The sequence below is a fragment of the Flavobacterium sp. genome (assembly GCF_044368625.1).
In the GTDB taxonomy this organism is placed as follows: Bacteria; Bacteroidota; Bacteroidia; order Flavobacteriales; family Flavobacteriaceae; genus Flavobacterium.
In genome coordinates, this window is record NZ_JBIPPD010000100.1 from 1 (window position 1) to 11,399 (window position 11,399).

At 35.5% G+C, this 11,399-nt stretch carries 10 protein-coding genes; 6 read left to right on the top strand and 4 right to left on the bottom strand.

The window, feature by feature from the left end; genetic code table 11:
* Positions 1–1,939 (top strand): PD-(D/E)XK nuclease family protein (locus ACIQ2X_RS08960; RefSeq protein ID WP_396178589.1); only part of this gene is annotated, 1,939 nt, incomplete at its 5' end.
* On the opposite strand, the gene ACIQ2X_RS08965 is transcribed toward ACIQ2X_RS08960, so the two are convergent.
* The 4 genes from ACIQ2X_RS08965 to ACIQ2X_RS08980 form a co-directional block, all read right to left on the bottom strand.
* Positions 1,936–2,748 carry an alpha/beta fold hydrolase gene (locus ACIQ2X_RS08965; protein WP_396178590.1) on the bottom strand — a complete coding sequence of 271 codons (813 nt, stop codon included), beginning with the start codon at positions 2,746–2,748 and terminating at the stop codon, positions 1,936–1,938. The two genes, ACIQ2X_RS08960 and ACIQ2X_RS08965, sit on opposite strands and share 4 nt — an antisense overlap.
* Positions 2,732–3,883, bottom strand: a complete 1,152-nt coding sequence (locus ACIQ2X_RS08970) for a hypothetical protein (RefSeq protein WP_396178591.1) — start codon at positions 3,881–3,883, stop codon at positions 2,732–2,734. Before ACIQ2X_RS08970 ends, ACIQ2X_RS08965 begins: the two co-directional genes overlap by 17 nt.
* A gap of 49 nt (positions 3,884–3,932) precedes the next feature.
* Entirely contained in the window at positions 3,933–4,193 is a 261-nt protein-coding gene (locus ACIQ2X_RS08975) for a hypothetical protein (RefSeq protein ID WP_396178592.1), read from the bottom strand.
* A 134-nt stretch (positions 4,194–4,327) separates the two neighbouring features.
* Positions 4,328–5,620 carry an aminopeptidase P family protein gene (locus ACIQ2X_RS08980; protein ID WP_396178593.1) on the bottom strand — a complete coding sequence of 431 codons (1,293 nt, stop codon included), beginning with the start codon at positions 5,618–5,620 and terminating at the stop codon, positions 4,328–4,330.
* 312 nt (positions 5,621–5,932) lie between these two features.
* On the opposite strand from ACIQ2X_RS08980, the gene ACIQ2X_RS08985 reads away from it, so the two are divergent.
* The 5 genes from ACIQ2X_RS08985 (at position 5,933) to ACIQ2X_RS09005 (ending at position 11,170) form a co-directional block, all read left to right on the top strand.
* Positions 5,933–6,784, top strand: a complete 852-nt coding sequence (locus ACIQ2X_RS08985; protein WP_396178594.1) for a ChaN family lipoprotein — start codon at positions 5,933–5,935, stop codon at positions 6,782–6,784.
* A 98-nt stretch (positions 6,785–6,882) separates the two neighbouring features.
* Positions 6,883–7,254 (top strand): DUF2200 domain-containing protein, encoded by a 372-nt coding sequence (locus ACIQ2X_RS08990; RefSeq protein ID WP_396178595.1) that lies wholly within the window; start codon positions 6,883–6,885, stop codon positions 7,252–7,254.
* A gap of 280 nt (positions 7,255–7,534) precedes the next feature.
* Complete coding sequence (locus ACIQ2X_RS08995) at positions 7,535–8,377, top strand: succinate dehydrogenase cytochrome b subunit (RefSeq protein ID WP_396178596.1); 843 nt, start codon at positions 7,535–7,537, stop codon at positions 8,375–8,377.
* A gap of 15 nt (positions 8,378–8,392) precedes the next feature.
* Positions 8,393–10,402: a fumarate reductase/succinate dehydrogenase flavoprotein subunit gene (locus ACIQ2X_RS09000; protein ID WP_396178597.1), complete on the top strand. Its 2,010-nt coding sequence runs from the start codon at positions 8,393–8,395 to the stop codon at positions 10,400–10,402.
* Between the two features lie 6 nt (positions 10,403–10,408).
* The gene (locus ACIQ2X_RS09005; protein WP_396178598.1) at positions 10,409–11,170 is read left to right on the top strand and encodes a succinate dehydrogenase/fumarate reductase iron-sulfur subunit; all 762 of its coding nucleotides are present in this window, start codon (positions 10,409–10,411) and stop codon (positions 11,168–11,170) included.
* The last annotated feature ends 229 nt before the right edge of the window (positions 11,171–11,399 follow it).

Below are 11,399 nucleotides of genomic sequence, written 5' to 3' on the forward strand. Positions count from 1 at the left end.
AGTCATTGGAACTCCCAAAACCATCGGTCAAGCCAAAATTGCAGGAAAAATTGTCGAACAAATCATGACCGAAAATCCACAAAGCATCCACAAAACCGCTATTGTTTTAGGGGAAGAAAGTTTGTTGTTACCAGTTTTGCATGCGTTACCTAAAAGTGTTCCGGCATTAAATATAACGATGGGTTATTCGGCGAAGAATAATCCGGCTCAATTGTTATTGGCCAAGTTGTTTAAGCTGCATACCAATGCCCTAAAACGCAACCCCAATTCTTACGTTTTTTACTACAAAGATGTAATGGATATTTTGACCCATCCATTAGTGGAACCGTTCAGTAATTCTTCGGCATTGGCCAAAATAATCAATCAAAACAACTATACATTCATTACCCAAAAACGGATTTTAGAATTACAAGAAGACAAAAACGATTTTTTTTTACTGCTTTTTCGGCAATGGAATGATAAACCTTTAGCGATACTAAATCTTTTATCGCAACTTTTGCTTTCGATTAAAAGTAAGTTGGACATTACGAACGAAGAGGAAAAAATCAACAATGCTTTTATTTACAGTATTTACAAAGTCATCAATAAGTTAATAACCTATTATACCAATCACTCCGAAATAGACGACTTACAAACGCTTTTTGTAATTTACAAGCAAGTCATTGATGTGGCAGAGGTTTCTTTTGAGGGTGAACCCTTGAGCGGTTTGCAAGTTATGGGTGTTTTAGAAAGCCGTGTTTTGGATTTTGATAATGTCATCATTACCTCAATGAACGAAGGTAAATTTCCCTCAGGAAAAGCCACCAATTCATTTATTCCTTATGATTTGAAAAGAGAATTGAAGTTACCTACTTTCAAGGAAAAGGATGCCATTTACACGTTCCACTTTTACCATCTTTTGCAAAGGGCCAAAAATATTTACCTGATTTACAATACTGAAAGTGAAGGACTCGACGGCGGTGAAAAAAGCCGTTTTATTACCCAAATTGAAATCGAAAAGCAAAAAACCCACGAATTAACCCACGAAATTTATAACACCGAAGTGCCGCAAAAAGCCTACGAACCCATGCGGATTGAAAAATCGGAAAGTGTAATGCAACGTTTGGCAGAAATAGCCCAAAAAGGATTTTCGCCCTCAGCATTGACGAGTTATATTCGAAATCCGATACAGTTTTATTTCCAAAAAATCATCCGAATCAGCCAAGTAGAAGAAGTGGAAGAAAGTATAGCAGTCAATACCTTGGGAACTATTATCCACGAAACCTTACTTGAATTATACAAACCTTTGATTGGCAAAACATTAAAAGTAGATAATGTCGAAAGCCTGTTTCCAAGAATCGAAGCTGAGGTTTTGAACCAATTTAAACTCATTTACAAAGAAGGCGAAATCCAAAAAGGGCGAAATTTACTGGTATTTGAAGTAGCTAAGCGAACAATTTTCAATTTCTTAAATGTTGAATTAAAAGGCATCAATAACGGCGACGAAATAAAAATCCTCCACTTAGAAAACCGCTTTGAACGCACTTTTGAACATCCCCATTTGCCTTTTCCAGTCGTAATAGGTGGTTCGGTCGATCGAATTGAGGAACGAAACGGTCGTATTCGAATTATTGACTACAAAACAGGCAAAGTAGAGCAAACCACGGTTACATTAAAAACGTGGAATGATTTAACGGCTGAGGTAAAGAATGAAAAAATCATTCAAATTTTAGCCTATGCTTTTATGTTCGAAAACCTCGCCAACGGTAAGGAAATGGAAGTCGGAATCGTATCGTTTAAAAATTTAAAAAACGGTTTCTTGCCCTTTAAATTTAAAAACGGAAAAGAGGAAATGACTGTTGTGAATGCCGAAATTTTAGAAAACTACCTTTCGGAATTGGTTATTTTACTTAAGGAAATTTTAGATGTAAATGTGCCTTTTGAGGAACGAATGCCTTAAATTTTCTTAAAAAAAGCACCCAAAACTTGCATCAATTCTGTTCGGTTTTCGATGTGACTCATGTGTCCGTCGGGAAATGAAACCAGTTGTACTTTTGTTCCTTCAATTTGTTCGATGGTTTCCTCATAATTCAAAACTGGGTCTTTTTCGCCTAAAATTAAAAGTACCGGATAGGGCGAAAAATGCAGCAAAACTTCGCGGTCTTTGCGAATTTTCATCCCTTCAAGCGATGCTACAATTCCTTGTAAGGGCGTTTTTACCGCATCGTTTTTGACTTGTTCAATTTCGTCCGCCAAGCGTTCTCGGTTGTTTTCGCTGAATAAATTGGCAATGGAAAGCCGTACAAAGTTGGTGTAATGTTGTTTCACGGCTTTGATGGCTCGATCGCGGTTGGTTTTCCGCTCATCGCTATCGGCACGGGAAGTAGAGTTGAGCAACACCAAACCTTTTACGGCTTCGGGATACAATTCGGCGAAAGCCAAAGCCACATAACCACCCATCGAATGTCCCACGAATACCGCTTTTCGAATCCGAAGTTCCGACAAAACCGCATGCACCACATCAGCATTGTCCTCCATAGAATGTACATATCCGAGGGGTTCAGAGTTTCCGTGACCCAATAAATCAATCGTGATAATTCGGTATTTCTTGGAAAACTCAGGAACAAAAGCGTTCCACATTTTTTTGTTTTCTAAAAAACCGTGCAGGAAAACGATGGCGGTGCCTTTTCCTTGGTCGGTAAAGGAGATGGCGGTGTTTTTGAAGTGTACATAATTTAGTTTAACTATATTACTAAGTTTTTTTGTCATTATTCTGAATTGCTATTAGAATAAATAAGATTATAAAAAAAAGTAGAACTGTATAAATTCCTGTAATTAGATTAAATATCCAAAGATAAGGTGTAGAGAAAAGGATTATAATAAAGATTTTATCTTTTAAACTAGTGGCGTTTTTTGCTATTTTAATTTTAAGTAAATCTTCAATTAGATTAATTATTATTGATAAGACTAAAAATGTAGTTGCGGAAAATGCAAATTTCTTCCAAAGAGAATTAAAGTATAATACTTTTATTTCTAAGAATGGTAAGATAACGAGCATTACAATGATTAATAGATAACTAATTGTTAACAGACCGAAAAACCGCGTTTTCCAGTATTTAACTTTATTTGAAGTTTTTACATAAGTAAAATTAATATTTATAATGTTATCTTTCGGCAGAACAAGTAGGTTTCCATCAATAGATTTCTTGTACACTATTTTGTTGGTATAATTACGGTGTAAGGTAAAAAGATTTTCCCCGTTATTGATGGACTCGTTTATATCATCAATTTTACTTTCATTTTCACTTTTTTCTATTGAAACAAATTTATATGCTTTTGACAGTACAATGTTTTCTAATTTATCCTCTTTATCTAAAATGAAATTATTCAAAATCCCTTGATAAAGCTCATCTTTAGTATTATTTTTTACTAAAACATCAACTAAAGTTGTATAGACATCTCCAATTTTTCTATTAACACCATTTTCTTTGTAGGCTTGGGACAAATAATGCCAATTGTTTTTAAATTTAAATATTGAAAACCGATCAAATGCCAAAGTTCTAATTACGATATGGATTATATAACCAAGGCTAGCGGAAATAAAATAGATGATAAATATCAAAATTAGAAAACTTCTAAATTCAATTTTGTCAGTAAAAGATTTAGGAAATTCATTTCTTGCTAGGTTTTGGAAAATTGAAGAAATTTTGTCGTAGTTTATATTTTCTAAAGGATGCAGATTCCAAAAATAACCTAGTATAAAAAACAACAATGAAACCGAACTGAGACAAACCAAACTCAGAAAAAGAGACCAAAGAAATCTTTCAAGTAGATTTCCTTGTTCAAATTGATTTCCGAATTGCCCCGAAAAATAAAATTTTCTAAATAAAACACCTGGAAACAAAAATACCATTATGATTATAATGGTATTTAAAGCTATATTAACATTCAATTTACTCTATCGATATAATTAATGAATTGTTATTTGACAAAGAGATTTCCTTTTCCTTAACGTCCTTATGTTTTTTCAGATATTCTACTGTCTCATTGAAAAGCATTTCATCTTTCGGATTATCTAAAATCTTGGTTATTTCTATGTTGTCATTTTTACAATCGCTGATGTTAGAAATGTCTAGACTATTAAAAATTTTTGCAATAACATTTTCAACATTTTTAGAAAAATGAACAAAGTCAAGGTTTAAAAGTGTGTTCATAAGTTTTAGTTTTTATGTAAAGTTAATAATAAAAATGAACAATTTTATTTTTTATTTAAAAAGTTTAGAATAAGAATTATACGCTTATTAAAACTATCTGTAATTTTATTTCAACAAAGGTACAACTTACAACTTTAACTATTCATCAATTCTTCAATCTCCCCCACCTCAATCGGAATATTCTTCATCATATTTAATGGCTCTCCCGCTTCCTGAATTACCACATTATCTTCTAATCGAATGCCAAAACCTTCGGCTGGAATGTAAATACCAGGTTCTACGGTAAAAACCATATTGGCTTTTATGGGTTCGTACAGCAAACCATAATCGTGCGTGTCCAATCCCATGTGGTGCGAAGTTCCGTGCATGAAATATTTTTTATACGCCGGCCAGTCGGGGTTTTCGTTTTGCACGTCTGCTTTGTCCAAAAGTCCCAAACCAAGCAACTCTGAAGTCATTAGCTTACCCACTTCTTGGTGGTATTCTTTCCAAAGTGTGCCTGGAACCAAAAGTTTTGTAGCGTCATTTTTGACACGCAAAACGGCATTGTAAACCGCTTTTTGACGGTCGGTATATTTTCCCGAAACCGGAATGGTACGCGACAAATCGCTAGAATAATTGGCATATTCTGCCGCAACGTCCAGTAAAATCAAATCGCCCCCTTTGCAAATTTGATTGTTTTCGATGTAATGTAAAACGTTGGCGTTGTTTCCCGAAGCAATAATAGGAGTATAAGCAAAACCTTTGGAACGGTTTCGGATAAATTCATGAATCAATTCGGCTTCAATTTCATATTCTGTAACATTTGGCTTTACAAAATTCAACACACGACGAAAACCTTTTTCGGTAATGTTACATGCATTTTGAATCAAATCCAATTCTTCTTGCTCTTTTACCGAACGCAAACGTTGCAAAATTGGGTTGGATTTCTCGACTTTATGTGCAGGATAATTTGCCTTCCACCATTTTATAAAACGATCTTCACGCGTTTGTGTATCTACTGAAGCACGGTAATGCTCGTTGGTATTAAGGTACATCGTATCCGAATAGGCCATGATTTCTTTCAACGTTTTGTGAAAATCCTGCAACCAAATCACCGTTTTAATGCCCGAAACTTCAAACGCTCGTTCTTTGGTCAATTTTTCGCCTTCCCAAACCGCAATGTGGTCGTTGGTTTCTTTCAAGAACAAAATTTCTTTCAAATTCTCGTAAGGTGCATCCGGAAATAGCAATAAAATACTCTCTTCTTGATCCACACCACTCAAGTAAAAAATATCTCGATGCTGTGCAAACGGCAAAGTCGAATCAGCTGAAACGGGATAAATATCATTCGAATTAAAAACAGCAACACTGTTGGGTTTCATTGCTGTCGTGAATTTTTTACGATTTTTGATAAAAAGCGAACGGTCTATTTGATGGTATTTCATAAAGTTAAAATTTTAATTGTAGACTGCAAAAATGCGAGTCCAATGAGGTTGTTTTTGTAAAATCCAAATTTAAAAAGAATATGTTCAATTGCAGTTAATGCGACTATAAAATTTAATTTTTTGTTATATTTAAAAAATTTTTATTCCATGAAATTGCCATTAACGAAAAGTTTGCGCAAGAAATTGAAAATGCCTCGCCAGTTCGCAAGCTCGGGTCATCGAACACCGATGAAAACGATACTATTGTGAGATAAACACTAATAAATAAAAGTGATACTATATAAAACCGCTAATAAATCAAATTTTACATATATGAAAAACTACTTCGTATCATTAGTTCTAGCATCATGCACGATTTTGCACGCTCAAGACAAAAAACCGTACCAACTTTTTGATAAAAATGGCAAAAAAGTCAGTTTTGAAAAAGTAGTTAAAGCTTCTTTAAAAACTGAAGTCGTCTTGTTTGGTGAATTTCACAACAATCCCATTTGCCATTGGTTGCAATTGGAATTAACCAAAGATGTAGCTTCAAAAAGTAAAATTGTATTAGGAGCCGAAATGATCGAAGCCGATAATCAAAAGCAGTTGAATGCTTATTTGGCAGATGAAATGAATCAAAAGCAATTGGATTCCACCGCACGATTGTGGTCCAATTATAAAACCGATTACAAGCCCTTAGTTGATTTTGCGAAAGCGAACAAACTGCCATTTATTGCTACAAATATTCCTAGAAGATATGCATCAATGGTTCACAAAAAAGGATTTGAAGCTTTGGAAGCCCTGACCGACGAAGAGAAATCGTGGATGGCACCACTGCCGATGCCCTACGACAAAAATTTACCTGGTTATACCCAAATGATGACGATGATGGGCGAACATACAAGTCCAAATATGCCCAAAGCTCAAGCGAGTAAAGATGCAACGATGGCTCATTTTATAATTAAAAACCGCCAACCCAATTCGGTATTCATTCATTTTAACGGTAGTTTTCATTCGGATAATTTTGATGGAATCAATTGGTATTTAAGGAAATATCATCCTGAAGTCAAAATTGTTACCATAGCAACGGTAGAACAAAATGAAGTGGATGATTTGGAAAAAGAACATTTGAATAAAGCAGATTTTATTTTAGTGATTGATGCAGATATGACCAAAACGTATTAGTTGGAATTGTTAAGGAGTTTATCTACGATAACAACTGTCGGATCTATTTATTGACATAAATTAAATTTAAACGTTACACTCAAGACGAGGCCTTAAAAATGGAAATTACGCCCGAACACAACGAACGAATCGCAAAAATGATTTTTGCATCTGTTTATCCGCATTATATTTCCAAAGTTGAAAAAAAAGGAAGAACTATTGAAGAACTCCATACGGTAATTGAATGGCTAACAGGTTTTGATCAAAGAAAGATTCAAGAAATGATTGATCAAAAAGCAACATTTCACGCCTTTTTTAATGCCGCGAAATTGAATCTAAATGCGAATAAAATAAAAGGGGTAATTTGTGGTTATCGTATAGAAGAAATAGATAATCTATTGACGCGGCAAGTGCGGTATTTGGATAAGTTGGTGGACGAATTGGCAAAAGGAAAAAAAATGGAGCACATTTTGAGATCCGAAAAGGATTAAAAATGAAACCTACAAATACGAATTTTAAAGCAGATTAATAGAGTGCATTAAATCTGAAACGTGCGAATCACATCTATAAAAGACAAGTAATTTGGAGTGCATTTCCTTATTTTACAGCCATTAGGTGAGTTGTAAATAATGATGTAAACCTTTATGCGTCCTTTCGGAATGCTTTTAATAATCAAACACTTTAAAATCGTTATAAATAAACACGCAAAGGTTGTAGTATTTGCCAATAAGCAGTATTTTTGTGTGATTTTAAAACACTCAATTATAAATTATGGCAAAATCTGCATTATTAAAGTCGTCACTTGCAAAGAAGTACTGGATGGCTCTTACAGGTTTATTTTTATGTTTGTTTTTGGCGGGACACCTTGCTGGAAACTTGCAATTAATATTTGGAGACGCATTACAATTCAACCAGTACGCGTTATTTATGACTACCAATCCGGCAGTCAAACTTCTTTCCTACGTAACCTACATTTCAATTGTGTTTCATGCAATTGACGGTATTTTACTCACCATTCAAAACAAGAAAGCTAGGCCTATTGCTTATGCTAAAACAAATCCAAGTGCCAACAGCTCTTTCGCTTCACGGAATATGGCAATTTTAGGATCGTTAATTTTGATCTTCATCATCACCCACATGGTTAATTTTTGGGCGGTAATGCATTTTGACAAAAATATGCCGTTGCAAACAATTTCAGTTGACACAGGCAGTGGCATGAAACAAGAGTTTTACTTAACAACAGATAACGGAAAGTTTTTTCCTGCAAATGCAGATCAACTTGAGCAAGCTGGTTTAGAAATCAGAAACAGAACGGAGTTTTACAACAAGCAGGCAAATGTAAAAATGGGTGAAGGTTACAAAGACCTACACAAAATTACTTTTGCTTATTTTCAGGATGCAAAATACGGATTAATTGCTACAATAATGTATGTAATCGCCATGATTGTATTGGCATTCCACTTGCTTCACGGTTTTGCAAGTGCATGGCAATCTTTAGGTGTTAATCACCCAAAATACAACGGTTTTATTAGAGGATTCGGAAAGGGATTTGCAATTTTAGTACCACTATTGTTTGCTACTATTCCTGTTTACATTCACTTTTTTGCTAAATAATATAACTAAAAAATCATGACTTTAGATTCTAAAATACCAAAAGGAGATATATCCAAAAAATGGACTGATTATAAAGATCACTTAAAACTCGTTGCTCCAAATAACCGACCCAAAATAGATATCATCGTTGTAGGTACGGGTTTAGCTGGTGCTTCGGCAGCTGCTTCGCTAGCCGAAATGGGATATAATGTAAAAGCATTTTGTTATCAAGATTCACCAAGACGTGCCCATTCAATTGCGGCTCAAGGTGGTATCAATGCGGCAAAAAATTATCAAAATGACGGTGATAGTATTTACCGACTTTTTTACGATACCATCAAAGGAGGCGATTATCGATCCCGAGAAGCAAACGTGCATCGTTTAGCAGAAGTTTCTGGAAACATCATCGACCAATGTGTGGCTCAAGGTGTTCCTTTTGCAAGAGAATACGGCGGACTACTTGACAACCGCTCTTTTGGTGGAACACAAGTGCAACGTACTTTTTACGCAGCAGGACAAACGGGTCAACAGTTATTACTGGGAGCTTATTCGGCACTTTCAAGACAAATTGGTTTAGGTAGAATAAAAATGTTCAACCGTCACGAAATGCTCGATTTAGTAAAAGTAGACGGTAAAGCACGCGGAATCATCGCCCGAAATTTAGTGACAGGAGAATTAGAAAGACATTCGGCTCACGCTGTTGTTATAGCCTCGGGTGGTTACGGAAATGTTTATTTCCTTTCTACAAATGCAATGGGAAGTAACGTAACGGCTGGTTGGAAAATTCATAAACAAGGCGCTCTTTTTGCCAATCCTTGTTTTGTACAAATCCATCCAACTTGTATTCCAGTTCACGGCACAAATCAGGCAAAACTTACGTTGATGTCCGAGTCGCTTCGTAATTCTGGACGTATTTGGGTACCAAAGAAAAAAGAAGATGCAGAAGCTATTCGTGCAGGGAAATTAAAACCAACAGAAATTGCCGAAGAAGATAGAGATTATTACTTAGAGCGAAAATATCCGTCCTTCGGAAATTTAGCCCCTAGAGATATTTCTTCTCGAGCAGCCAAAGCGGTTTGTGATGCAGGTCACGGAATAGAATCTAACGACACTAATGAAGGTGTTTATCTAGATTTTTCTACGGAAATACAAACCAAAGGAAAACAATCGGCTTACGCCAAAGGAAATCACAACCCCACTCCAGAAGAAATTACCAAATTAGGGAAAGAATGGTTGTCCGAAAAATATGGTAACTTGTTTACAATGTACCAAAAAATTACGGACGAAAACCCTTACGAAACACCGATGAAAATATATCCAGCCGTACATTACACAATGGGAGGCGTTTGGGTAGATTACAATTTACAGTCCACAATTCCAGGTTGTTTTGTTGCGGGTGAAGCTAATTTTTCTGATCACGGAGCCAACCGACTTGGAGCTTCGGCATTAATGCAAGGTTTAGCCGATGGTTATTTTGTATTGCCTTATACCATTTCAGATTATTTGGCAGATGAAATTAGAACAGGTAAAATTTCGACGGAATCATCAGAATTCAATGAAGCTGAAACCAGAGTTACTGCTTCAATAGAAAAATTATTGAACATAAAAGGAACCAAATCAGTGGATTATTTCCACAAAAAATTGGGTTTAATTATGTGGAATAAAGTAGGAATGGGACGAAATGAAGCTGGTTTGAAAGAAGCAACTTTAGAAATTGACGCTCTTAAAAAAGAATTCTACAAAGATGTAAATGTTCCAGGACATGCAAATGAACTGAACCCCCAATTAGAAAAAGCACTTCGTTTGGCCGACTTTTTTGAATTAGGCCAATTAATGGCGATGGATGCATTGCAACGTAAAGAATCTTGTGGAGGTCATTTCCGCGAAGAGTATCAAGATGCAGAAGGAGAAACACTTCGTGATGATGAAAACTTTTCTTTTGTTAGTGCTTGGGAATACAAAGGAGAGGACATCAGTAAAGAAGAGCTTCACAAAGAAGAGTTGAAATACGAGTTTATTAAAATAGCCGCGAGAAACTACAAATAAAAAATTATGAGTGCAGCAAAAAATATCAATATCACCCTTAATATTTGGAGACAAAAAAACGCCAAAGAAAAAGGAAAAATGGAATCATATAAATTGAATGATGTTTCCACAGCTAGTTCGTTTCTTGAAATGTTAGACCAGTTAAACGAACAATTAATAAACGATAAAATAGAGCCTATAGCATTTGATCACGATTGTCGCGAAGGAATTTGCGGTATGTGTTCTTTATACATAAATGGACGAGCTCACGGACCAGACACGGGAATCACCACTTGTCAGTTGCACATGCGAATGTTTAAAGACGGCGATACCATCGTAGTTGAGCCATGGCGAAGCGCTGCTTTCCCAGTAATTAAAGATTTAGTGGTGGACAGAAGTGCTTTTGATCGTATTCAGCAAGCGGGAGGGTTTGTATCTGTAAATACATCTGGAAATACCATTGATGCTAACGCAATTCCCGTTCCAAAAGACGATGCTGATAAAGCATTTATGGCGGCGGCATGTATTGGTTGTGGTGCTTGTGTTGCTTCATGCAAAAACGGCTCTGCTATGCTTTTCGTCTCTGCAAAAGTATCTCAATATGCCTTATTGCCTCAAGGTCAAGTAGAAGCTGCTACTCGTGTATTAAACATGGTTCGTCAGATGGACGAAGAAGGTTTCGGAAATTGCACCAACACGGGAGCCTGCGAAGTAGAATGTCCGAAAGGAATTTCCCTAGAAAACATTGCCAGAATGAATAGAGAATATTTGTTTGCAAGTGTAAAATAAAACATGCTTCAGTATAAAAAAAACGCCTCCAAATCATAGAGGCGTTTTTTTTTAAGCTAAATCCAAATAAATTACTTTTACTCAAACACAATAAAAGTCACAAAAGAATGAAGAACTTTATTTTTTTTATATATATCCGTAATTGCTCATATTTTTGTATATTTGTTTGATAGATAAATTATTGGGTATGAATATTTTTAGTTTTGGAGTCGAATTTAGTAGTGAAGCC